Source organism: Microlunatus speluncae, assembly GCF_009299835.1.
Taxonomy (GTDB): domain Bacteria; phylum Actinomycetota; class Actinomycetes; order Propionibacteriales; family Propionibacteriaceae; genus Microlunatus; species Microlunatus speluncae.
Map to the genome: position 1 here is coordinate 45,142 of NZ_VKCZ01000013.1, position 24,007 is coordinate 69,148.

Annotated in this window: 20 protein-coding genes; 9 read left to right on the forward strand and 11 right to left on the reverse strand. The window is 69.1% G+C overall.

The window, feature by feature from the left end:
* Positions 1-19 precede the first annotated feature (19 nt).
* On the forward strand, positions 20-1,261 hold the full coding sequence (locus FNH24_RS16450; protein ID WP_152363301.1) for a geranylgeranyl reductase family protein: 1,242 nt from the start codon (positions 20-22) through the stop codon (positions 1,259-1,261).
* 70 nt (positions 1,262-1,331) lie between these two features.
* On the opposite strand, the gene FNH24_RS16455 is transcribed toward FNH24_RS16450, so the two are convergent.
* The 4 genes from FNH24_RS16455 to FNH24_RS16470 all read right to left on the reverse strand — a co-directional run bounded on the left by FNH24_RS16455 (position 1,332) and on the right by FNH24_RS16470 (position 5,675).
* A complete protein-coding gene (locus FNH24_RS16455) occupies positions 1,332-2,252 on the reverse strand; it encodes an NADP-dependent oxidoreductase (protein ID WP_152363302.1) in 921 nt (306 codons plus the stop codon).
* 94 nt (positions 2,253-2,346) lie between these two features.
* Positions 2,347-3,699 carry an ABC transporter substrate-binding protein gene (locus tag FNH24_RS16460; protein ID WP_152363303.1) on the reverse strand — a complete coding sequence of 451 codons (1,353 nt, stop codon included), beginning with the start codon at positions 3,697-3,699 and terminating at the stop codon, positions 2,347-2,349.
* A gap of 49 nt (positions 3,700-3,748) precedes the next feature.
* Complete coding sequence (locus FNH24_RS16465; RefSeq protein ID WP_152363304.1) at positions 3,749-4,669, reverse strand: carbohydrate ABC transporter permease; 921 nt, start codon at positions 4,667-4,669, stop codon at positions 3,749-3,751.
* 13 nt (positions 4,670-4,682) lie between these two features.
* Positions 4,683-5,675: a carbohydrate ABC transporter permease gene (locus FNH24_RS16470; RefSeq protein WP_152363305.1), complete on the reverse strand. Its 993-nt coding sequence runs from the start codon at positions 5,673-5,675 to the stop codon at positions 4,683-4,685.
* A 159-nt stretch (positions 5,676-5,834) separates the two neighbouring features.
* On the opposite strand from FNH24_RS16470, the gene FNH24_RS16475 reads away from it, so the two are divergent.
* The 5 genes from FNH24_RS16475 (at position 5,835) to FNH24_RS16495 (ending at position 9,897) form a co-directional block, all read left to right on the forward strand.
* Positions 5,835-6,815: a Gfo/Idh/MocA family protein gene (locus FNH24_RS16475; RefSeq protein ID WP_152363306.1), complete on the forward strand. Its 981-nt coding sequence runs from the start codon at positions 5,835-5,837 to the stop codon at positions 6,813-6,815.
* Between the two features lie 23 nt (positions 6,816-6,838).
* A complete protein-coding gene (locus tag FNH24_RS16480; RefSeq protein ID WP_152363307.1) occupies positions 6,839-7,837 on the forward strand; it encodes a Gfo/Idh/MocA family protein in 999 nt (332 codons plus the stop codon).
* Positions 7,838-7,898: 61 nt separating this feature from the next.
* Positions 7,899-8,420, forward strand: a complete 522-nt coding sequence (locus FNH24_RS16485) for a gamma carbonic anhydrase family protein (RefSeq protein WP_152363308.1) — start codon at positions 7,899-7,901, stop codon at positions 8,418-8,420.
* A gap of 23 nt (positions 8,421-8,443) precedes the next feature.
* On the forward strand, positions 8,444-8,944 hold the full coding sequence (locus FNH24_RS16490; protein ID WP_152363309.1) for a MarR family winged helix-turn-helix transcriptional regulator: 501 nt from the start codon (positions 8,444-8,446) through the stop codon (positions 8,942-8,944).
* 62 nt (positions 8,945-9,006) lie between these two features.
* On the forward strand, positions 9,007-9,897 hold the full coding sequence (locus tag FNH24_RS16495) for a prenyltransferase/squalene oxidase repeat-containing protein (protein ID WP_152363310.1): 891 nt from the start codon (positions 9,007-9,009) through the stop codon (positions 9,895-9,897).
* A 31-nt stretch (positions 9,898-9,928) separates the two neighbouring features.
* On the opposite strand, the gene FNH24_RS16500 is transcribed toward FNH24_RS16495, so the two are convergent.
* The 3 genes from FNH24_RS16500 to FNH24_RS16510 are packed head-to-tail and all read right to left on the reverse strand — an operon-like array spanning position 9,929 to position 13,531.
* Positions 9,929-11,569, reverse strand: a complete 1,641-nt coding sequence (locus FNH24_RS16500) for a type 2 periplasmic-binding domain-containing protein (RefSeq protein ID WP_152363311.1) — start codon at positions 11,567-11,569, stop codon at positions 9,929-9,931.
* 23 nt (positions 11,570-11,592) lie between these two features.
* Positions 11,593-12,540: a carbohydrate ABC transporter permease gene (locus FNH24_RS16505; protein ID WP_246186932.1), complete on the reverse strand. Its 948-nt coding sequence runs from the start codon at positions 12,538-12,540 to the stop codon at positions 11,593-11,595.
* Positions 12,533-13,531, reverse strand: a complete 999-nt coding sequence (locus FNH24_RS16510; RefSeq protein ID WP_246186933.1) for an ABC transporter permease — start codon at positions 13,529-13,531, stop codon at positions 12,533-12,535. The genes FNH24_RS16505 and FNH24_RS16510 overlap by 8 nt, the downstream gene beginning before the upstream one ends.
* Positions 13,532-13,565: 34 nt before the next feature.
* On the opposite strand from FNH24_RS16510, the gene FNH24_RS16515 reads away from it, so the two are divergent.
* Complete coding sequence (locus tag FNH24_RS16515; RefSeq protein ID WP_152363313.1) at positions 13,566-14,309, forward strand: IclR family transcriptional regulator; 744 nt, start codon at positions 13,566-13,568, stop codon at positions 14,307-14,309.
* Here FNH24_RS16515 and FNH24_RS16520 read toward each other — a convergent pair.
* Entirely contained in the window at positions 14,300-15,673 is a 1,374-nt protein-coding gene (locus tag FNH24_RS16520; RefSeq protein WP_152363314.1) for a hypothetical protein, read from the reverse strand. The genes FNH24_RS16515 and FNH24_RS16520 overlap by 10 nt on opposite strands.
* Positions 15,674-15,825: 152 nt before the next feature.
* On the opposite strand from FNH24_RS16520, the gene FNH24_RS16525 reads away from it, so the two are divergent.
* Positions 15,826-16,590, forward strand: a complete 765-nt coding sequence (locus FNH24_RS16525; protein WP_152363315.1) for an IclR family transcriptional regulator — start codon at positions 15,826-15,828, stop codon at positions 16,588-16,590.
* A 116-nt stretch (positions 16,591-16,706) separates the two neighbouring features.
* On the opposite strand, the gene FNH24_RS16530 is transcribed toward FNH24_RS16525, so the two are convergent.
* Positions 16,707-17,420: a class I SAM-dependent methyltransferase gene (locus FNH24_RS16530; RefSeq protein WP_152363316.1), complete on the reverse strand. Its 714-nt coding sequence runs from the start codon at positions 17,418-17,420 to the stop codon at positions 16,707-16,709.
* A gap of 176 nt (positions 17,421-17,596) precedes the next feature.
* Here FNH24_RS16530 and FNH24_RS16535 point away from each other — a divergent pair, with 176 nt between their 5' ends.
* A complete protein-coding gene (locus FNH24_RS16535; protein WP_152363317.1) occupies positions 17,597-18,832 on the forward strand; it encodes a serine hydrolase domain-containing protein in 1,236 nt (411 codons plus the stop codon).
* A gap of 4 nt (positions 18,833-18,836) precedes the next feature.
* On the opposite strand, the gene FNH24_RS16540 is transcribed toward FNH24_RS16535, so the two are convergent.
* Together FNH24_RS16540 and FNH24_RS16545 are read right to left on the reverse strand one after the other, a co-directional pair.
* The gene (locus FNH24_RS16540) at positions 18,837-20,264 is read right to left on the reverse strand and encodes an amidase (protein WP_425486899.1); all 1,428 of its coding nucleotides are present in this window, start codon (positions 20,262-20,264) and stop codon (positions 18,837-18,839) included.
* A 116-nt stretch (positions 20,265-20,380) separates the two neighbouring features.
* Positions 20,381-23,683 carry a DEAD/DEAH box helicase gene (locus FNH24_RS16545; RefSeq protein WP_217428273.1) on the reverse strand — a complete coding sequence of 1,101 codons (3,303 nt, stop codon included), beginning with the start codon at positions 23,681-23,683 and terminating at the stop codon, positions 20,381-20,383.
* Between the last annotated feature and the right edge of the window lie 324 nt (positions 23,684-24,007).

The following is a 24,007-nucleotide window of genomic DNA, read 5'->3' on the forward strand; positions in this document are numbered from 1 at the left end:
CGGCTGGCACAATCGATTCGTGACCGAGCCGACCGAGACCGATGTGCTGGTCGTCGGTGCCGGGCCTGCCGGATCGGCGGCGGCGGCCTGGGCCGCCCGACACGGCCTCGACGTGGTGCTCGCCGACGCGGCCGTCTTTCCGCGGGACAAGGCCTGCGGCGACGGCCTGACGCCGCGGGCGATGGCCGAACTGGACCGGCTCGGGCTGGGCGACTGGTCCCGCGCCCGGGTCACCAACCGGGGCCTCCGCGCACACGGCTTCGGGCAGGTGCTGGAGTTGCCGTGGCCCGGTGGTTCGCTGCCGGCGTTCGGATCGGCCGTGGCCCGGACCGAACTGGACGACCGGATTCGGCAGACCGCGCTGACCGCCGGAGCGACCCCGGTGGACGATGCCCGCGCGGTCGAGGTCGGCCGGGCCGGCGACCGGGTGACCGAGGTGATCTTCAGCCGGTCGGACCGGAGCCGGTTGGCGATCCGATGCCGCCGGCTGGTGGTCGCCGATGGCGTACGGTCTCCCCTCGGCCGGATCCTCGGCCGGACCTGGCACCGGGAGACCGCGTACGGCGTCGCCGGCCGCAGCTATCTGGACACCGGGCGGGACGACGACTGGATCTCCTCCCACCTCGAGTTGCGCGGCGAGCAAGGCGAGTTGCTGTCCGGCTACGGCTGGATCTTCCCGCTGGGCAACGGACGGGTGAATCTCGGCGTCGGCACCCTGGCCACCGCCAAGCACCCGGCGAACGTCCAGCTCAAGCCGCTGATGGAGTTCTACGCCCGGCAGCGCCGGGACGAGTGGCAACTCGGCGACAAGCTGGCCGAGCCGCGGTCGGCGATGCTGCCGATGGGCGGCGCGGTGTCCGGCGTCGCCGGGCCGAACTGGGCCCTGATCGGCGATGCCGCCGCCTGCGTGAATCCGTTGAACGGTGAGGGCATCGACTACGGCCTGGAGACCGGACGGTTCATCGCCGACCTGTTGGCCGCCGGCAATGATCTTGACCGGGCCTGGCCCGCACTGCTCCGTGATCACTACGGCAAGCCGTTCTCGATCGCCCGTCGGCTGGCCGGCCTGATCACCGTCCCCGGACTGCTGGCACGGCTCGGCCCGATCGGGATGCGCTCGCGTTTCCTGATGACGATCGCCCTGAGGGTGATGGGCAACCTGATCACCGATGAAGATCACGACCTGGTCGCCCGCCTCTGGCGCAGCGCCGGCCACCTCTCCTCCCGCTTCGACCCCCGTCCCCCCTTCGCCCCCGCCTAACCCCCGACTTGTCAGACGTAGACCACGCTATGACGTGGTCTACGTCTGACAAGTCGGGGTTGGGGTGGGGTTACGGGACGATGATCAGCTTGCCGCGGGTGTGGCCGGCGCGGCTGAGGTCGAAGGCTTCGCCGACCCGGTCGAGGGTGAAGGTGCCGGCGATCTCGACCTTGAGCCGGCCGGCTTCTGCCAGCTCGGCCAGGCGGGCGGTTTCGGCGCCGTCGGGGCGGACCCAGACCACGGAGCCGCCGTGCTCGCCGACCGAGCCGTCGGCGATGGAGGCGTGCCGACCGCCGTCCTTGAGGACGGCCAGGGTCGTGGTCAACTGGCCGCCGACCAGGTCCGCCACCGCATCCACCCCGTCCGGGGCCAGGGCACGCACCCGGTCGGCCAGGCCGTCGCCGTACTCGACCGGCTCGGCGCCGAGGCCGGCCAGGAAGTCGTGATTGCGCTGCGAGGCGGTGCCGATCACCCGGGCACCCCGGGCCACGGCGATCTGCACGGCCAGGCTGCCGACGCCACCGGCGGCGCCGTGGATGAGTACGGTCTCGCCCTCGCTCAGCCCGACCCGGTCCAAGGTGCGCAGCGCGGTACCGCCGGCCAGCGGCAGGCCGGCCGCCTCTTCCCAGCTCAGCCCGGCCGGCTTGCGGGCCACGTAGTCGGCCGGCACCGCGACCAGCTCGGCGAAGGTCCCGGCGTGCAGGGTTTCCTTACGGGCGTAGGCCAGCACCTCGTCGCCGACCGCGAATTCCGGCGTGTCCAGGCCGACCTCGACCACGGTGCCGGCCACGTCCCAGCCGGGGATCACCGGGAAGACCGTCTCGATCAGCGGATCGAGCCCGCCCGCCATCACCTTCCAGTCGACCGGGTTGACGCCGGCCGCCCGGACCTCGATCAACACCGATCCCGGGGCCAGCTTCGGTCGGTCGACCTCGGTCACCTCGAGCCCGGAATTGTCCGTGCCGTAAGCGGAATACGTGACTGCGCGCATGATCATCCTCTCCGTGGAACCCGCTGGGCCGTCCGGCCGAGCACGGGGCACAGCAGAGTAGGACGCCGCGGCGCCGCGAACTATTCCCTGCCGATCAGATGCCGGTCTTGCCGAAGCCCTCCGGCATCCGGAACGGGCAGTAGAGATCCATCTGCGGCGCCACCCGGGCCTGCGCCACCTGCAGCGCCTCGACCGGCGAGGCCGAGCCGAGCTTGATGCTCTCCTGGGCGGCAAACATCGCCTCCCACCAGACCTGGCTCACCGGGAACGGCGGCCGCGAGGTCGAGTAGGCCAGCTGATCGATGAAGAACGAGGCGTCGGCGAAGGCCTGATCACCGAGCAGATCGCGATAGGTCGGCAGTTCGCCGGTCTGCGGGATCATGATCGACTGGCCCTGCCGGCCGGCGTAGAACTTCATGAACTCCCAGGCTGCCTTGGATTTCGACGATCCCTTCGGCATCACCAGCGAGAATCCGCCGGACCAGGTGTAGATCGGGTCGGCCGGGTCGAACACCGGCAGGTTGGTGTAACCCAGCTCCAGGTCCGGCGCGTACTTCTCCACCGAGGTCCGGTAGTTGTTGGTCTGGATCACGAACCCCTGCTGCCCACCCAGGAACGAGGTCTGGGCCGGCGGATGGTTCGGCGGCTCGTAGGTGGCCTTGAACGCGTCGACCCGGTTGTAGTCCTTCTCCCGGGTCCAGTCGTTCAGATAGACGTACGCGTCCAGCGTCGGCTTGGCGGTCAGGTCGACGCCGCAGGTCGCGTCGTCGAAGAAGCTGGCCCCGTTGCCCAGCGCGTACAGGTAGCCGGAGCCCTGGTCCGCCCACGGGATCAGCCCGAGCTGGGTGTAGTTGCCCCGGTTGTCGGTCTTGATCAACTGGTCGCTCAGCTCGTCCAGCCGGGCCACCGTCGGCGCGCCGTTGGCCGGATCCAGCTCGTCCAGGTCGATCCCGTTGTCGCGCAGCACCTTCTTGTTGAAGTACAGCACCCGGGTGTCGGTCGACGTCGGCAGGCCGAACGTCTGGCCGTTCAGCCGCAGCTCGTTCATCGCGAACGGCAGGTACTGTTCGCGGATGTCGCTGTCCTCGTAGCGTTCGATCAGGTCGTCGATCGGCTCGAGCAGGCCGAGCGCGGCATACTGCGCGCCGCTGAAGCGGTCCATCCACCACAGGTCGGGGGCGGTCCCGGCCCGGACCGCGGTGATCACCTGGGTGGCGTCGCCGGTGCCGGTCGAGGGCACGTTGTTCACCGTGATCTTGATCTCCGGGTGTTCCTTCTGGAACGCCGCGACGACCTCGGCCTCGTACTCGCGGGTGCTGCCGCCGACCCCCCAGACGACGAGCTCGTTCTCGCCCCGTTCCGGTCGGGTGCAGCCCGACAGCGTGCTGCCGCCGGCCACGGCCAGACCGGCCGCGGCCGCCCCGGTCAGGAATCCTCGCCGCTTCATCGCCTACCTCCTGATCCGTGGGTGCTGATCCGTCTGTTCGCCGTCGCGATCACTTGAACCCTCCGAGCGAGATGCCGCGGATGAAGTAGCGCTGGAAGACGAAGAACAAGATCACCAGCGGCACGATCACCAGGAACGAGGCGGCCATCAGCTGGTTGAACTGGATGTCTTCGGACTCCGTCTGGCGGAAGCTCTGCATGCCGATCGACAGGGTCTGCACGTTCTCGTCCTGCAGATAGATCAACGGCCCCATGAAGTCGTTCCAGGCGCCGACGGCGGCGAAGATCGCGACCGCGGTGAGGGCCGGCAGCGCGTTCGGGAAGACGAGCCGCCACGCGATCTTCCACTCCCCCGCACCGTCCACCCGGGCCGCGTTCAGCATGTCCCGCGGGATCTGCAGCAGGAACTGCCGCAACAGGAACGTGTAGAAGGCGCCGGCGAAGAGATGCGGCACCACCAGCGGCGCCCAGGTGTTGACCCAGCCCAGGTTGGCGTACAGGTCGAACATCGGGATCAGTGTCACCGGGAACGGCAGGAACATCGTCGCGATCACGATGTAGAAGACCTTGTCCCGGCCGCGCCACTCCAGGCAGCCGAAGCCGTACGCGACGATGAAGCTGGACACCACGGAGAACACCACGGACATCACCGTGATCGCCGCCGTGTTGACGAAGAACCGGGCGAACGGCATCGCGTTCACCGCGTCGACGAAGTTCTCCCAGCGCAGCTCGGTCGGGAAGAACGTCGGCGGATACTGGGCCAGTTCGGCCTCGCCCTTCAGCGCCGAGATGATCATCCAGTAGAGCGGCAACAGGAACAGGCAGCTCATCGCGATCATCAACACCCGCGCGACCACCGAGCTGTACCAGCGTTGCCGGCTGCCGTCCTTGGCCAGCCCGGTCTGTTCCTTGCCCTGCTTGATCTCCCGGCCCTCGTCGTACGCGGGACCGGTCTGAGTCGTCAGCGTCATCTCTGCTCTCCTCTCAGCCCGAAGCCGTGTCGTAGTTGACGAATCGTCGAGACAGCCAGTACACGAGACCGGCCAGCAGCATCCCGACCAGGAACAGCACCACGGCCATCGCCGAGGCGTAACCGAGCGAGGCGTAGCGGAAGGCGTTCTGGTACAGGTACATCATGTAGAACAGGGTTCCGTTGTCGGGCGCGCCGGTGCCGTTGGTCAGGACGTAGGCCTCGGTGAACACCTGCAGCGCGCCCGAGATGCCGGTGATCAGGTTGAACAAGATCGCCGGGCTGAGCAGCGGCAGGGTGATCGACCAGAACTGCCGGAAGGGCCCGGCCCCGTCGACCCGGGCCGCCTCGTACAACGTCTTCGGGATGTTGTTCAGCCCGGCCAGGAAGATCAGCGCCGCGTTGCCGGCCCCCAATTGCAACATCAACACGATCACGACCTTGGCCGAGATCGGCTCGCCCAGCAGGTTGACGCTCTCCCGGCCCAACGCGTTGTTGAGCAGGCTGAACAGGCCGAACTGCGGGTTGACGAAGACCACGAAGATGAAGCTCAGCGCGAACGCCGGGACCAGGGAAGGGATGTAGAGCGCGGTGCGATAGACCGCGACCTCGCGCACGTTGCGGTTCATCGCCAGTGCCAGCAAGATCGCGACCACCAGTCCGATCGGCACCGCCAGGCCGGCGTAGAAGAGGGTGTTGAACGAGGCGGTCCTGATCAACGGATCCGTGAAGATCGTCACATAGTTGCCGAACCCGACGAAGAGCGGCGCCAGCATGCCCGAGTAGCGGGTCATGCTGATGATGATCGAATAGATCAGCGGATAGGCCACGAAGACGGTCACGCCGATCAACCAGGGGGCGATGAACGTCAGCCCGAGCCGGAGGTTGCGCTTGTCCCGGGCGCTCCACGATCTTCGTGACCGGGGGGCGACCGAACCGGCCGCCGAGTCACCCGGCCCGGTTCCGGGCGCGACCGTGGGCGTCACGACATCCGTCCGATTCGACATCGAATTCCTCTCCAGAGGCGGCTGTGACCGCAGAGCGTCCACTACCTGATCACGGGCGTGCGTTCCGCAGCAGCGACCGTTACGGTGAAATTACTCCAACACTTGGAGTTTGTCGACACTATGTTCTGACAAGACCGACAGAGACGAGGTCAACCGATCGTGGCCAACCCCCTCAGAGTCGCCGTGCTGAGCTTCTGGCACGTGCACGCCGGCGACTACTCCCGCTCCACCCAGAATCATCCTGACACCGAACTCGTCGCCGTGTACGACGACGACACCGAGCGCGGCTCGGCCGGCGCGAAGGACTTCGGCGTCGAGTTCACTGATGATCTTGACGCACTCCTGGCCAGGGACGACATCGACGCCGTCACCGTCACCACCGAGACCACCCGGCATCGCGACGTGATGGTCGCCGCGGCGCGGGCGGGCAAGCACATCTTCACCGAGAAGTTGCTCGCGCCGACCGTGGCCGAGGCGGAGGAGATCATCGCGGCCGCCGACGAGAACAACGTGAAGTTGATCGTCTCGCTGCCCCGGCTCTACCACGGCTACACCGCGAAGATCAGTGAGATCCTCGCCACCGGCGCGTTGGGCGAGCTGACCTACGGCCGGGTCCGGCTGTCCCACGACGGGGCCGTCGCCAACTGGCTGCCGGAGCGGTTCTACGATCCGGCGACGGCGATCGGCGGCGCGCTGACCGACCTCGGTTGCCACCCGGTCTACCTGACCCAGCTGTTCCTCGGCGACGATCCGGACACGGTCAGCGCCACCTACCGGTCGATCACCAAGCGGCCGGTCGATGATCATGCCGTGGTCACCGTCGGCTATCCGAACCAGCGGATCGGTGTGATCGAGGCCGGCTTCGCCAGCCGGACCCCGTTCAGCATCGAGCTGTTCGGCACCGAGGGCGCGCTGATCTACAACGACGCCGAGAACGTCGTCCGGGTCTCCGCCGGCCGGGACTGGACCAGCCACGAGGTGCCCGAGCACAGCCAGGACGCCTACGGCCAGTGGGTCGACCACATCCGCAACGGGACGCGGGCCGACGACAACCTGGCCCGGGCCGTCGAGCTGACCCGGTTGGTCGTCGCCGCCAACGAGGCGGCCGCGAGCGGCAACTCCGTTTCCTACTCTCACTGATCTCACCGAGGAGCGTTCATCACATGAGCACGATCAAGGTCGGCCTGATCGGGGCCGGCGGCATCGCCTCCGCTCACATCCGCGGCTATGCCACCCACAGCGACAAGATCAAGATCACGGCGGTCGCCGACGCCGTGCCGGAGACCCTGGCCAAGCGGGCCGAGGAGCTCGGCGCCGAATCGTTCGCCGACTACCACGACATGATCAACTCGGCCGACATCGACGCGGTGGACATCTGCCTGCCGCACCATCTGCACGCCGACGCGATCCTCACCGCGGCCGGAGCCGGCAAGCACATCCTGTGTGAGAAGCCGCTCTGCCTGAACGCCGACGAGGCGCGTCAGGTGCTGGACGCGGTCTCCTCCGCCGGGGTCACCTTGATGAGCGGTCACAACCAGCTCTTCATGCCCGCCGTGGCGAAGGCGAAGGAGCTGATCGAGTCCGGCGCCCTCGGCAAGGTGTACGAGGTCCGGACCACCGACAGCTTCTACAACAACTTCGACCCGGCCAACATGGGCTGGCGGGCCAGCAGCAAGACCAGCGGCGGCGGCGAGCTGATCGACACCGGCTACCACCCGACCTACCTGATGCTGCACCTGGCCGGCGGCGTCCCGGTCGAGGCGACCGCGATGCTGTCGACGCACCGACTGACCTTCGCCGAGGGCGAGGACTCCGCGCAGGTGTTGATCAGGTTCGACAACGGCGTCGTCGGCCAGCTGGTGACCAGCTGGGCGTACACCCCGGCGTCGGTCACCGAGCGGTTCTCGGTGGTCGGCGAGCTCGGCTCCCTGTACGGGACCAAGTCGGAGCTGTCGTACACGCTGCGCTCCGGCGAGTCGAAGACCGAGGAGTTCGAGGAGGTCGACACCTTCACCGCCGAGATCGGCCACTTCGCCGATTCCTTGATCAACAAGACCCGGCCGCTGCACACCGAGAAGGAGGGGATCGAGGCCCTCGGCATCATCCTCGCCGCGTACGAGGGGGCGAAGACCAAGACGATCGCCCCGGTGATCCAGGTCTAGGGAGGGTGTGTCCGGGCCGGGGGCGTGAGAGCGTCCCCGGACCGGCACTAACCTGGGCACCATGTCCGGTCCGCTGATCCTCGCCTACGGCGACAAGTCCCCGCAGCTCGATCCCGATGCCTGGGTCGCACCCAACGCGACGGTGGTCGGCGAGGTGACGCTGGAGGCCGAGGCCAGCGTGTTCTACGGTGCGGTGCTGCGCGGCGACATGGCCGCGATCAGGCTCGGGGCGGGCAGCAATCTGCAGGACAACGTCGTGGTGCACACCGACACCGGCTTCCCGGCGATCATCGGTGCCGGAGTCAGCGTCGGCCACGCCGCCGTGGTGCACGGCTGCACCCTCGAGGACGAGACCTTGATCGGCATGAACGCGACCGTGCTGAACGGCGCGGTGATCGGCCGGCATTCGCTGGTCGCGGCCGGGGCCGTGGTGCTGGAGGGCACGATCGTCCCACCGCGTTCGCTGGTCGCCGGCGTGCCCGGCAAGGTGCGGCGAGAGCTGACCGACGCCGAGGTGGAGAAGGTGATCGGCAACGCCAAGCACTACCTCGAGCTCGCGGCTGTTCACCGCACGTTGCGGTAGCGCTCGGGGTATCGTCACGGTGCATGGGGTCGGTGCCGTGGCTGGACGAGTGCGAGCAGGATTGCTGGATCGCGCTGATGAACATCTCGATGAGGCTCGAGGGCACCCTTGATTCCCTGCTGAGCAAGGAATCCGGGCTGCGGATGATCGACTACTACGTGCTGGCGATGCTGTCGGAGAGCCGGGACCGGACGCTGACCATGGGCGAGCTCGCCGCCCGGACCAACTCCTCCCCGTCCCGGATGTCGCATGTGGTCAAGCGGCTCGAGGGGCGCGGCTGGGTCCGCCGATCGCCGTCCGAGGTGGACGGCCGCGGCACCCTGGCCAGCCTGACCGACGCCGGGCTGACCAAGATCGAGGACGCGGCACCGGGGCACGTGCGGCAGGTCCGGCGGTTGATCTTCGACGCCCTGGGCGCGGAGGACCTGGGGCCGCTGACCGACAGCCTGACCAAGATCGCCGAGCGGCTGACCCCGCCGCTGGCCCGGCGTTCGGTGGCCGACACCCAGGCCGGCCGGACCTGAGTCGAGCCGTTCCTGACCGATCTGTTCATGACAGGGCGGCTCCGGCGCGCCAGGCTGGAGTCATGTCCATCGATCTGTTCGAGGCCGAATCCTTTCTCACCCGGCACGGCCGGCTACTGGACCGGCGGCGGTTCGAGCTGCTGCTCGGCCGGGGGTCGACGGATGCCGTGCTCGCCGCGCTCGACGGCTACCGCAACCCCGACGGCGGCTACGGCTGGGGGCTCGAGCCGGACCTGCGGGCTCCGGAGAGCCAGCCCGGCGGCGCCCTGCACGCCTTCGAGGTGCTGGCCGAACTCGGGGCGGTGACGACGCCGCGGTCGGCGCAGCTGTGCGACTGGCTGGAGTCGGTCACTCTGCCGGACGGCGGGCTGCCGTTCGCCCTCCCGGTCGCCGACGGCCGTGGATCCGCGCCGTTCTGGGTCGAGGCCGACCCGACCGAATCCACCTTGCACAGCACGGCTTTCGTCGTCGGGGTGGCACTGCGGGTCGCGGTCCATGATCGCGCCGTCGCCGATCATGCCTGGATCGAGCGGGCGATCGCGTACTGCCTGGGTGAGATCGAGAAGCTGGACGCCGCCCCGCACGCGATCGCGCTGGCGTTCACGATCCAGTTCCTGGATGCGCTGAGCGACAGCCGGCCGGCCGAGGCGGCGGCCCTGTTGGAGCGGCTCGGCCGCTACCTTCCGGAGGACGGTGTGGTGCCGGTCGCCGGCGGCTCGCCGGACGAGGCCATCCGGCCGCTGATCTTCGCCCCACTGCCCGGGCGGCCGGCGCGACGGCTCTTCTCCGACGCCGTGATCAACGCCGATCTTGATCGGCTGGCGGCGGCACAGCACGAGGACGGCGGCTGGCGGGTCGACTTCGCCAGCTACTCCCCCGCGGCCGAGCTCGAGTGGTCCGGCTACGAGACCGTACGAGCAGTCTCTGTGCTCCGCGCCAACGGACGCACCTGACCCGGCGCGGTCGCGGTGATCAACCGGCCGGTCACCGCACTGCCAGGGCTGCCTGATACTCGTCGCGGAGCTTGTCGCCGCCGCCCTTGCGCCAGGTGTCGGCGAGCCCGGCGAGTTCGCTGACGTTCTTCCGGCCGACGACGACATCGTTGACGGTGTCGGTGATCTTCTGCTCGACGCTGGCCATCTTGGCGGCCGATTCGGCGTAGACACCGGCGACCGGGTTGTCGAGCCGGTGATCGGAGACTGCCTTCTGGTAGTCGTGCATCTTCCTGACCATGGTCTGGTCGCCGTTGGACGCGAACAGCACGTCCGGACCGCCGGCGACGAACCGCAGCGACAGGCTGGTGGTCTCCGCCTCGCCTCGCTCGGTGAGCACCGGGCGCTCGCCGTCGATGGTGTGATCGGCGCCCTCGACGCCGTACGTGCGCAGGAAGTTCTCCTGGCTGCTGAACGGCGCGGAGAGGAAGTCGAGGATGCGCAGGCACTCGGTGATCTTGGCCTCGTCGGCCTTCTTGATGAAGGTGAGGAAGTCGGTGGCGGCGGTGATGTGCTGGGCGGCCGGCCCGCCCTCGGCCAGGAACGGCCGGAGCAGGTCGACGGTGAAGGTCAGCTTGCCGCGCACGGTGTAACGGACGAAGTTGTCCGCCCGGACCAGGATCGTGCCGTTGGAGAACAGCGGCTCCATGTCGAACTGGGTCGCGCCGGCACTGCTCGGATGCCAGTAGCCCTTGCGCCAGGTGTCGGCGGTGTAGCCGATCGCCGCCTGCCATTCCTCGGTCTCGATCTGGTACGTCAGCCCGCCGGCCGGCTCGGCCCGCCAGCCGTTGGGCACGCCGAACATCGGATGGAACAGGGTGCTGAGCCAGTCACCGGCGTCGCCGAGGGCGAAGCGCTTGTCCTTGGCACTGGTGACCGCCGCGCACATCTCGTCGAACTCGTCCCGGCTGGCCGGATTCGGGTCGGCCCCCAGTTGTTCGATCTTGTCCGACCGGGTGAACACCGCGCTGCCGGTCCGGATCCGCAGCGTCGGGGTGGCGAAGATCTTTCCGCCGACGATCGTCGGCAGCCAGGACTCCTGCGGCAGCCGGGCCAGGTTCGGATACTCCTTGACGGCATCGCCCGACATATGCGGGCTCAGGTCCGCGAACTTCGCCTCCGCGACCGACTCCCAACGTTTCAGCCCCCAGGCCTCACTCGGATACATGGTGACGATGTCGGGGATCTGATCACCGGTCAGCACGGCGGCCAGCTTGGTGGCGAAGTCGGTCGGCACCAGGGTGGAGGTGAGCTTCGTGTTCAGCGCGGCGTTGATCGCCTGCCAGTAGGCGTTCTGGCCGACCGCGGCCGGCGGCGGGCTGAAGGTCACCACCAGGTTGCTGGTCGTGCCGCCGCTGCCGACCTCCCGATTGACGGTCCGGGTCTGCTGCTCGGGCCGTGGATAGGCGAAGTAGCCGTCGTTGATGCCGGCGGCAAGATCACCGGGCAGGTCCGGTTTACCGCCGGTGAACGGTACGTGGGTCGGCAGCGGCACCCCGTCGGCGGCGTTGCGCTGCGCCGGAGTGCTCGACCCGGACGGACCGCAGCCGGTCATCGCGGCGAGACCGAGCCCGCCGGCGAGGCCGATCAGCGAGCGGCGGGTGAGGGCGACGGACTGATGATCTTGAGTCATGATCGACTCCTGTCGGTGTTGGGTCAACCCTTCACGGCACCGGTGAGGACGCCGCTTCGGAAATGACGTTGCAGGAAGGGATAGATGCAGGCGATCGGCAGGATCGCGAGCACGACGATCGCCATCTGGAGCGCCTGCGTGGGCGGCAGCGCGCCGACCTCGGAGGCCTGCTTGCCCATCGGCGTGCCCTGCAGCACGTACGTGCGCAGCACCAACTGCAAGGGCCATTTGGACGAGTCGTTGAGGTAGAGCAGGGCGTTGAAGAAGGAGTTCCAGTAGCCGACGGCGTAGAACATGCCGACCACCGCGATCACCGCCTTGGACAACGGGATGACGATCTGCCAGAGCACCCGGAACTCGCCGGCCCCGTCGATCCGGGCGCTGTCCATCAGCTCCGCCGGGATGCCGATGAAGAAGCCGCGGACGATCACCAGGTTGAACGCGCTCACCGCGCCCGGCAGGATCAGCGACCAGTAGCTGTCCAGCAGGCCGAGCTGCTTCACCATCAGGTAGACCGGAATGATGCCGGGCGTGAAGAGGAAGGTCAGCAGCACCAGGGTCAGCAACGGCTTCTGCAGCAGTGCACCACGCCGGCTCAGGGCGTAGGCCGCCAGCACAGTGCTGATCAGCGACACGGCGGTGCCGACCACGGTGATCCCCAGGCTGACCACGATCGCCCGGGACACGACGCCGCCCGCCAGGATGGTCCGGTACGCCTCCAGGCTCGGATCCTGAGGAATGATCAGATAGCCGCCGGCGGCATTGATCGCCTCCTCCGAGGCGAGGCTGGTGGAGATGACGATCATGAACGGGAAGACGACGATCGCCACCACGGCCAGCAGCGCCAGACCCTTGAGCAGGACGACGATCGCGCTGGGCCGGCCCATCCAGACCGGTCGCTGCACCGCCACCTTGGCCGAGTGTCCGGTGCTGGCCCGCCGGGCCGGCCTGTCGATCACCTGGTCAGCCACGGGAGTAGACCCCTTCCTCGCCCAGCACGTGCGCCACCTTGTTGGCGGCCAAGATCAACAGGAACCCGACCAGACCCTTGACCAGGCCGGCGGCGACCCCGATGCTCCAGTCGCCGTCGACCACCCCGCGGAAGTAGACATAGGTGTCCAGCACCTCGGCCGCGTCGGCGCCGACCGCATCGCGCTGCAGCAGGATCTGCTCGAAGCCGACACTCAGTGACGTGCCGAGATGCAAGATCATCAACAGCACGATGATCGGCCGGATGCCGGGCAGCGTGATGTGCCAGAAGCGGCGGCCGGCGCCGGCGCCGTCGATCGCGGCGGATTCGTAGAGGCTGGCGTCGATGGTGGCCAGCGCGGCCAGGAAGATGATCGTCCCCCAGCCGGCGTCCTTCCAGACCTGCTGCGAGACCAGCAGCAGCTTGAAGGTGGACGGCTCCGTCATCAGGTCGACCGGCCCGCCGCCCAGGGTGCGGGCCACATCGGCCACCGCTCCGGTGCCGCCGAGGACCTGCTCGAACATCGCCACCACGATCACCCAGGAGAGGAAGTGCGGCAGATAGATGATCGACTGCACCGCCCCGCGGAGCAGCGGCGAGATCAGGCTGTGCAGCAGGACGGCGAGCAGGATCGGCAGCGGAAAGGACAGCACGGTCTGCAGGGCGGTGATCTGCAGCGTGTTGGCGAACGCGGTCCAGAACGCGGAGTCCTCCACCAGCACGGTGAAGTTCTCCAGCCCGATCCAGCTGCTCTCCGACAACGGCAGATACGGCACGTAATCCATGAAGGCGACCAGGTTCCCGATCAACGGGATGTAGGTGAACACCAGCAGCAACAGCACGACCGGCAACGCCATGATCAACAGCGGTGCGTCGTTGCGCAGCCGGGTCGGCAGCGCGGTGCGCCGCCGGCGCACCGCGGGTTTCGGCTCGGCCGTCGTCCGTTCGACGGTCACCGCCATGAAGATCACCTCCGTTGGTGAGTGATGCATCTATAGCACCACTTGCTGATGCTAACATAGCAACATGCGTCCCGCGCAACCGAATCAGTCCCTGATCGACGGACTCGCCTGCCTGCAGGTCCTCGCCGCCCACGACACCCCACTCGGGTCGCGCGAGTTGGGCCGCATGCTCGGCCTCGAGCCCACCCGGGTGAACCGGCTGCTCAAGACGCTGGCGTACGTGGGCATGGCCCAGCAGGACGACTCCCGCAAATACCTGCCCGGCCCCGGGATCCACGTCCTGGCGGCGCAGAGCCTGCACGGTTCGGGCCTGTTGCGGCGGGCCGTCGGTCCACTGAACAGCCTGCTGCCGCTCGGCCACATGGTCGCCTTCGGTGTGCTCTGGCGGACCCGGGTGTGCTATCTCTACTTCGCCGATCAGCGCCGCACCGCCGCCGAGATCTTCGGCTCCGAGGCCGCGTTCCCGGCTTCGGAGTCCGGGCTGGGCCTGGCCCTCCTGGCCGATCACTCCGAAGCCGAGGTGCGAGCCCTGTACGAGAACGCCGCCGACGCCGAACTCAACGGCGACACCCCGGACCTGGACGGCCGGAACGGCCTGCTGGCTCAGGTCCGCCGGGCCCGCCGCCGCGGCTACGGCCTGACCCTCGGCTACGGCACGCCGCTGGTCCGGACGGTCGCCGTCACCGTCGGGGATCCGCCGGTCGCCGCGATCGGCCTGTCCGGCACGCTGACCGACGACGAGATCCCCGGACTGGTTGATCAACTACGCCGGACCGCCGACCAGATCTCCGTAGTCGATCAGGTGTAGACGAACTGCGCGGAGGCGCGGCAGTGTTCCGAGGGCACCAGCCGGATCCAGTGGGCGCTGAAACCGGCCGGGAAGGTGAAGCACTCATATCCGTTGGCAGCAAGGGAAAGCGTGTGATACCTCACCCAGCGACCGTTCCCCATGAAGTCGATCTCGAGGTCGACGTCCAGCGCCGTGTCACCGTCATGGACGACGTGCAGGCACTTCGCGTCGAACCCGGTCATCAGGTACGGATCCGACGGCTCCCCCGCCACGACGTCGGTGTCCCACCAGGGGCCGCCCCAACCCTGCGGCCGGCCCCAGGCCCAAAGATCATCGGTCTTGCCGAACCACAGGCCGGCCTGCGGCTGCCCGGCGACCGGATTGGAGTCGTTGATCGGCGTGGTCTGATCACCGGCCAGCACCAGCAATCCGTTCCAGGAACAGAAATCACCGACGATGCGCAGGTGGGACGAGATCGGCCGCAGACCCCAGACGGCGTTGTCGTACGTCATCGCCGGCAGCTCGTAGAACATGCCGCTGGCATCGAGCAACAGCCGCTCCGACTCCACCTCGCGGATCCGCGGCCACTCGGTGGTGAAGGCGTGATCTTGGGTGTGCGTCGCCTTCGGCAGCCGGTACACCTGCCACCCGGTGGCGGGCAGGTAGACGTGCAGCAACGCCGACGCCCGGTCCTGACCGACCGCGAACAGAGCATCGCCGATCCCGTTGGCGCTGCCCAGGGTGTTGAACTGCGTCCTGGCCAGCACCGTCCAACTGCTGCCGTCCCACTCGGCCAGCCGGCCCTCGCTCTCGCCGGTCGGGAAGTCCTTGTCGTAGTAGGAATTGTTGACCACCACGACCCGGCCGTGCCGAGTGAAAGCGTCCTTGAAGTGCGGATAGCCCTTGACGTCCAGCTCGAGCAGCAGGTCGGCCAGGTGCTTGACCTCCAGAGTGCGGACGTCGACCTCGAAGAATTCACCCTCCATCCCCAGCACATAGACCTTGTCGGCCGGTTCGGTGAGGTGCCGGCAGGTCGCGGTGATCCTGATGTCCACCAGCTCCGGGATGGTCCGGACGTGGCCCTCGGTGTCGATCACGTGCGGGCCGATGAAGAGCTGATCGGATTCGCCGTGCACCATCCGGTTCGCGTACGTCCCGACCACACTCTCGGGATGCTTGGTCAGGGTGAAGTCGTCGTCGACGGAGAAGAGCCCGGTGCCACCACCCGACGGCGCCTTGTGCGCGACGTAGCTGACGAACCAGAGCCGGTCGGCCCACGGCATCAGGGCGCCGATGCCGGTCTCGGTGCGGCGCGGTGCGTGGTCGGCCTTGACGGCCAGGCTGGGAACGACACCGCTGATCGAGAACGGTTGGCTGGACATGGCCTCACTCCTTCGCTGCTGCGCCGGCTGTGGCAACCGGCATCCGACGAGTCTGGCGAGGTCGTCGATCGCGCGGCAACGGCCGATGCGCGCTCTGCAGGTTCTCGCGACCCAAGCTGCACACTGCGCATAGTCACCGGAGGTTGACGATCATGGCCACCGACCCGGATACGCCGCGCACCCAATCCCTCGGCCGGGGGCTGGCGGTGCTCGATCTGCTGGTCCGCGCGCCGGGCCCGCTCACCGCCACCGAGGTGGCCGGCCGGGTCGGCATGCACCAGACCACCGCCTCCCGGATCCTGGCCGACCTGATCGCGGTGGGGTATGTCCGCAAGATCAGCTACCGCGAGTTCGCGCCGGACTTCGGGCTGCTGGCACTCGGGGTCGAGGCATCCCGCCACTTCGCGCTGCTGGACCGGCCCCGGCTCGCGATGGAACGGTCCGCGCAGCTCTGCTCCGGGCTGACCGTCTCGCTGTGCATGCTCTGGCGGGACCGGCTGCTGTACTTCGACCGCGCCGCCCGCGGTGTGGAGACCGTGTCCTTCACCGGTCAGGACTATCCGCTGCACCTGTCATCGCCCGGCCTGCTGTTCTGCCTGAAACTGCCGACCGCCGTGGCCACCGAGCTCCTGACCGGATCGCGGGCCAAGTTCGGCTGGCCCCAACCGACCGGCAAGGTCCCGCCGACCGAGGAAGCCGTGCTGACGACGGCCCGTCGGCACTACCGCCACGACACCCTGGTCCTGGACGACTGGGCAGCCCTCGGCCACATCACCGCCGCGATCCGGCTCAAGCCCTACGAAGGCCACCCGCTGGCCCTTGCCATCTCCGGCGCCGCCGACGTCATGACGGCAGAGACCCTGCGGCTGCGGTTGCACGAGGCACGGCGGCTGATCGAGCCCACCCTCGGCTGCTGACCAGTGCCACTCGCGTCCCCACCGACCGCTCGAAACCCCACCTAAAACTTCGTCGAGCCGTCACATCCGCTGCGACACGCCGCAGAATCGGCCGCGGATGTGACGGGTCGGCGGGGTTAGGAGGGCGCGCGGGTGGTGGCGGTGGCGCGGACTCGGCGGACCTGGTCCCAGATCTGGAGGACGCGGACGCCTTCGTCGTGGAAGGACTGGAGGGCCGGGTCGTCGCCGGGGTCGAGGGCGGCGGCCTCGTCCCACAGGGCGCGCTCGGTCTGCCGCCACTCCGGGCGGTCGACCACCTCGATGTCGACGAAGCCGGCGGCCGCCAGGCCGGCCCGCAGGTCGACGTCGGCCAGCCGCTCCGGCAGGTCGGGAGCGTGGTCGGTCGGCTCCCAGCAGGTGAGCACGGCCCGGCCACCGGGCACGAGGATCCGGGCCAGCTCGGCGTAGGCCGCGGCCGGCGGTTCGGCGAACTGGATCGCGTCGACGCAGACCGCGGCGGTGATCGACTGCGACTCCAGCCCGGTCGCGGCCAGGTCGCCGACCCGGAACTCCGCGGTGCGACCAAGATCATCGGCGTGCGCCCGGGCCTGCCGGATCGCCTCGGCGGAGAAGTCGACGCCGATCAGCCGGGCCTCGGTCCGGCGGGCGATCTCGAGGCCGTACCCACCGCGGCCGCAGGCCAGATCGGCGAGCACGTCACCCGGCCGCAGGGCGAGTTCGTCGACCACCTCGGCCAGCCCGGCCCAGCTGAGCAGGCTGGACGACAACAGCTCCGGCGGCAGTCCGAGGTGGCGCCAGTGGGCGCGATCCACGTCGGTCGTCTCGGCCATGTCGGCATACCAGGTGTCGAACTAGTTGGCGGCGCGGTCGCTCGGATCCTGCTTCGTCTCCTCGGTCACCCGGCCAAGGTAGCGCGTGTCAGGAACGTGACAGGGCGATGTCAGGCTCGGCGCCGAAGCTGGTTCTCACCAAGGATTCCGACCCGACGAAGAGGACGTACACGATCATGAGCACAACCAGCGGAGCAGCGGTGCAGGGCCACGTCGAGGAAGGCTGGGGCAAGGTCGCCGACGCCTTCCGGGCCAACTTCGACGGCGATCCGGGTGAGGCCGGCGCGGCCTGTGCCGTCTACGCCGACGGCCGGCCCGTCGTCGATCTCTGGGGTGGCCTCGCCGACAGTGCGGCGCAGCGACCGTGGCAGCGCGACACCATCGCGCTGGTCGCCTCCACGACCAAGGGCGCGACCGCGATCTGCGCCCACCTGCTGGCCCAGCGCGGCGAGCTCGACCTGGACGCGCCGGTGATCAACTACTGGCCGGAGTTCGGGGCCGCCGGCAAGGAGGAGATCCCGGTGCGGTGGCTGCTGTCGCACCAGGCCGGGTTGCCGGTGGTCGACGGGCCGCTGACCTTCGCCGAGTCCTGCGCCTGGGATCCGGTGATCACCGCGCTCGAGGCGCAGCGGCCGCTGTGGCAGCCGGGCACCGAGCACGTCTACCACAGCGTCACCTTCGGCTATCTGGTCGGCGAGGTGGTCCGCCGGATCACCGGCAAGTCGCTCGGCACGTTCTTCGCCGACGAGGTCGCCGGGCCGCTCGGCCTGAACGCCTGGATCGGTCTACCCGAGGCGGAGGAGCCGAAGCTGGCCACGACCGAGTACGCCAAGCCGTTCACCCTGGAGGAGATGACCGAAGGGATGATCGCGACCATGGGGCTGGATGCCGACACGGTCACCCGGTGGATCCAGGCGGTCTGGGGCGAGGATTCGGTGCAGGCCAAGGCCGGCGTGCTCGGCGGCGCCTGGGCCGACCCGTCGGTCTTCAGCACCCGGGAATACCGGGCGGCGGAGTTTCCGGCGGCCAACATGCATTCCGACGCGCGGTCGCTGGCCCGGATGTACGGCGCGACGGTGAGCGAGGTCGACGGCATCCGGCTGCTCGAGCCGGCCACCGTTGAGCGGGCCATCGAGGTGCACACCGACCGGACCCGGATGCACGGGCTGCCGGCCGATCTTGATCTTCCCGCCAACCGCTCGTTCTATATGTCGCTGGGGTTCTGGCGGTCCTGCCCACCGATGCCGCTGACCGGGCCGAAGGCCTTCGGTCATCCGGGTTCGGGCGGCTCGATCGCCTTCGGGGACCCGGACGCCGGGATCGGCTTCGGCTACGTGCCCAACCGCTGGTCGTTCCGGATCGGCGAGCCGCGGGCCTCCAGCCTGGCCGAAGCGGTTCGGCAGAGCCTCTGACGAGTCAGCTGAGGGCGGGGACGGGCTGCTCCCGCCAGGGGCGGGCCCGCTCGAGTTGGGCGGCGACGGAGATGATCATGGTGTCGGCGGCGTACCGGCCGGTCAGCATCACGCCGATCGGCAGGGTCACGCCGATCTTCGCCCGGTGCAGCGGCAGGCTGATCGACGGGCGGCCGGTCACGTTGGCCAGATTGGTCCACGGCGTGTACGCGTACTGGGCGGCGAACTCGGCCTCGGGATCATGATCATTCCGCAGTCCGCCGATCGGCATCGGCGGCTGGGCCAGGGTCGGGGTCAGGATCAGGTCGTAGTCGCGCCACCGGTCGGCCACCTCGCGGGTGATCAACTGCGCGGTCTGGATCGCCTGGGCGAAGCGCAGGCCGCTGACCTCGCGGCCGATCCGGCGGAGATGGCGGGTCAACGGGGTGAGCCGGTCCTCGGCGTCGTCCGGCACCGGCGCCCCGAGTGCGCCGACCGACCACAGCGCCTCGAACGCTTGCAGGGCACGGATCTGGGAGTCCGGGGTCAGCGGCGCGGGGGCCGGCTCGACCCGGTGCCCGAGCTCGGCCAGCAGCCGGGCGGTCTGGTCGGCGGCATCCAAACAGACCGGGTCGACCGCGCCGGGCGTGCCGTAGAACGGCTCGGTGATCACGCCGATCCGCAGCCGGCCGGGATCATGATCACAGGCGGCCAGGAAGCCGTCCTCCGGCGGCGGCGTGACGAAGCTGTCGCCGGGCCAGGGCCGGGCGATCTGGTCGAGCGCCAGGGCGGTGTCCCGGACGTCACGGGTGACCACACCGCCGGTCGACAGCCCGGCCGTCTCGGCCCCGTACGGACCGGGGCTCACCCGACCACGGGACGGCTTCAGCCCGACCAGCCCACAGCAACTGGCCGGGATCCGGATCGACCCGCCGCCGTCGCTGGCGTGCGCGATCGGCACGATCCCGGCCGCCACCGCCGCCGCGGCCCCGCCGCTGGAACCGCCGGCCGAGCGACCCAGGTCCCACGGCGTCCGGGCCGGCGGGGCGACCTCCGGCTCGGTGTAGGGCGGCAGCCCGAACTCCGGCGTGGTGGTCTTGCCGATCATGATCGTCCCGGCCCGCCGGAACAGGGTGACGATGCCGTCGTCGACCGGCGCCGGCGCCCCGGCCAGCGCCGCACTGCCCCGCCGGATCGGCACCCCGGCCACCTGGTTGAGGTCCTTGATCGGGCACGGCACGCCGAGCAGCGGCGGCACTTCGTCGCCGGCCGCCAGCCGTTCTTCGGCCTCCTTCGCCTGGCCGCGAGCCAGCTCGGGCGTCAGCGCCACGAAGGCCCCGACCCGCGGGCCGAGCCGCTCGGCCCGTTCCAGCGTGTGATCGACGACCTCGGTCGGCGAGACCGTACCGGTGCGGATTGCGGCCGCCAGTTCGTGAGCGGTCAACTGATGCAGTTCGGGCACCCGGCTGACGCTACCCGGAGCTATCCACACCCCATCCGCCGACTTGTCAGAACTGAGTTGTGCCGGGGCACAACTCAGTTCTGACAAGTCGGCGTGGTGGGTGGCGTTCAGGCGGCGAAGAGGTCGCGGATGTCGTCGGCGGTGAGGCCGGCCGAGGACATCGAGTCGTCGCCGAGGACGCTGTCGAACAGCTCGGCCTTGCGCGCCTTGAGCGCCATCACCTTCTCCTCGATGGTGTCCCGCGCGACCATCCGGTAGACCATCACGTTGCGGGTCTGGCCGATCCGGTGCGCCCGGTCGACCGCCTGCGATTCGGTGGCTGGATTCCACCACGGGTCGAGGACGAAGACGTAGTCGGCCTGGGTCAGGTTGAGCCCGAAGCCGCCGGCCTTCAGGCTGATCAGGAAGATCGGCACCTCACCCGAGGTGAAGCTGTCGATCACCTTGGACCGGTTCCGGGTGCTGCCGTCGAGATAGCCGTACGCCAGGCCCTCGGTGTCCAATCGTTCCTTGATCAGCCCGAGGAAGCCGGTGAACTGGCTGAACACCAGCGCCCGATGCCCCTCGGCGATCACCTCGGACAGCTGCTCGGTCAGCAGTTCGATCTTGCTCGAGCCGACGCCGGCATATTCGGGGTCGACCAGGCTCGGGTCGAGGCTGAGCTGGCGCAGCTTGGTGATCGAGCTCAAGATCGTGAACCGGTTGGCGTCGAGGTCGTCGACCAGGCCCAGCACCTTCTGTCGTTCCCGCTGCAGATGGGTCTGGTAGATCCGCAGCTGCTTCGGATCCAGCACGACGTCGAGCACCTGCTCGATCTTCGGCGGCAGGTCGAGCGCGACCGATTCCTTGGTCCGGCGCAGCATCAGCGGCCGGATCCGGCGGCGCAACCGGCTCAACCGCTCCGGGTCCTCGCCGCGTTCGATCGGCCGGCGGTAGTACTCGGCGAACCGGTCCGGATGCGGGAACATCCCGGGCGCGACGATCGAGAACAACGACCACAGGTCCATCAGGCTGTTCTCCAGCGGGGTGCCGGTGATCGCCAGCTTGACGTCGCAACGCACGCGGCGCGCCGCCGCGTAGGTCCGCGCCCGGTGGTTCTTGACGAACTGAGCCTCGTCCAAGATCATCCCGCCCCACTCGGCGGCGGCGTAGGACTCCGCGTCGATCCGGAGCAAGGTGTAACTGGTGATCACCAGATCGGCGCCGGCGATCGTCTCGGCCAGCGGCACCCGGCTCTTGCCCTCGGTCTTGTCCACGGTGACGACGCGCAGCCCCGGTGCGAACGTCGCGGCTTCGCGGGCCCAGTTGCCGACCACGCTGGTCGGGGCCACGACCAGGAACGGTGGCGCGTCGTCGATCGTCTGTGCTTCTTCGGCCAGTTGGGCGACCCGGCAGACCAGCGCGAGGGCCTGCATCGTCTTGCCCAGGCCCATGTCGTCGGCGAGGATGCCGCCGAGCGAGTTGCGCCAGAGGGTGGTCAGCCAGCGATAGCCGTCGAGCTGGTACGGCCGCATGGTGGCGTGCAGCCCGGCCGGCGGCTCGCTGTCGCCCTCGGCCAGCGTGGTCAGGCCGCGGACGGCGGTGGCCCAACGATCGGACTGGTCGAGCACGACGCCGAGCCCGACCAACTCCTCCCAGACACTGACGGCGAGCCGGCTGACCCGGATCGTGCCCGGCTCGTCGTCGCTGTCGGTGATCGTCCGGGCCTCCTCGATCAACTCCGCCAGCCGGGCGAACTCGGGCCGGTCGATCTCCAGATAGACGCCGGTCTCCAAGATCAGGAACTCATCGCCCCGGGCCAGCGCCGCAAACAGCGCCTCGAACGGCACCTGCTCGCCGTCGATCGACACGTCGATCTTGAGATCGAACCAGTCCGACGACTCGGCGGTGGTCTCGACCCGCACCTCGGGCTGCGCTTCGGACAGCCGGTAGTCGAGTCGCTCGCCCTCGATGATCACCGTCACGCCGGCCTGCTCCAGCTCGGTGATCACCTCGGACGAGAACACCGCGGCCGCCATGCCGGACAGCTCCGCCCGCGGTGCCGGCCCGGACCCGGCCCGCCGGCTCGCGGCCAGCTCGGGCATCCGGTCGTACGGCAGCGGCAGCGCGGCGGCGATCCGGGTCTCGGCCGCCGGGTCGCGCACCGTCGGCTGCCGGACCGGCTCGTCGAGATCGAATCGGTGGGTCGCGCCGGCCACCTCGTACTGCCAGCGCCAGCGCAGCTCCAGCCGGTGCGCCGGCTGATAGCGGACCACCAGCACCGGGGTCGGCGGCGCCACCTCGGGCAGCGTCACCGTGCCGTCAGTGGAGACGATCTCGGCCTTGCGCCGCACCTGCGGATAGAACTCATCGGTGAACCGATCCGCGTCGGCGGCCGGGATGTCGACCGACCGGCGTTCCATGATCAACTGCCGCAACTCGCGCGGTAACGGCTGGGCCAGCCGAAGTAGGGTGATCATCGGGTCGGAGTTTCGTCCCAAGCCGGCCGAGGGAGCGAACATGCCGTGCGCCGGCTCGCCGAGCAGGCCGACCCGATCCGACCCGAGGGCCACCTCGCCGACCATGATCACCGGGCTGAGCAGGATCGAGCCGTCGAGCAGTCGTCGAGCGTCCAGCCGAGCCGAAGCATGATCATCGGGCAGCCCCACGGCGGTCCGGCCGCCCTGACTGATCAACTCCAGCCCGGCCGGGGGCGCCGCCTCGAGCAGCGACCAGATCCGCGGCGCGACCGCGTCGAAGGAGATCCATGGCGACCGCCCGTACACGTAGCGGGCCATCGGGCCGCAGGCGAACCGGATCTGCAGCAACAGATCCTGCTGCTGCTGCGGATAGCCGAGATGCCGGGCGTCGAGCTCGTCCCAGGAGATGCCGCCGCGGACCCAGCCGCCGGACTTGTTCCGGCGGACCGGCCGGGCCCGCAGACTCGGCGTCTCGGCCATCCCGGTGACGCTGCCCTGGCCGCGGTACGACGTCTTGACGTGCACCTCGAACTCCAGCCCGAGCGCCGTCCCGACATCGGCCGGCGTCGGGTCCGGCGCCGTGCTCAACCGGGTCAGGATCTGCTCCCACTCCGGCCGGTCCAGGCTGCGCACCAGCCCCTCCAGCCCGCGCGCCGTGATCAGCACCGCCACCGCATGCTTGCAGTTCCGCGCCACCGGGCAGCCGCACCGCCCGAACGGGATCGACCCCCGCCGCGGATCCGCGTCGTTCAACCCCACGACGGTCCGGTACGTGTTCCCGCCACTCCCCAGCACCGAAGCCGTCAGGGTCTTGGTCGCCGCATCGAACTCGACCCCCGACACGTTCCCCCGCCGGGCATACACCAGGCCGCGGGCGTACGTCTCATGACCGGCCATCATGATGATCGCCTCATTGGCCAGCGCCGCTGACCACCCGTTCGCCCCGCTCACCCCGGTGAGCCTAGTTCCTGGCACTGACTCGCATGGTGCGATGTGGCTGGCGACGGAGGCAAGGGAATCCCGCGGGGAGTGCTGGGGGTCTGTGCGCGGGCAACCATCCGCCCGCGAGCAAGTCATGGGTGCCGCTGCCGCGATACTGCGTTCGCGGGCTCCCGCCAGGCCCGTCCACGCCCGCGCACAGACCCCCAGCACTCCCCGCTCCCTTGGAGCGGCGAGCAGTATTTTTCCGCCTCAGCCGAGCGGAACCCTGATACCTACGACTGCCAAACCGAGCGTATGGCTGGTAACGAGGGGTGTTCGTTCCCTGAGCTTGTC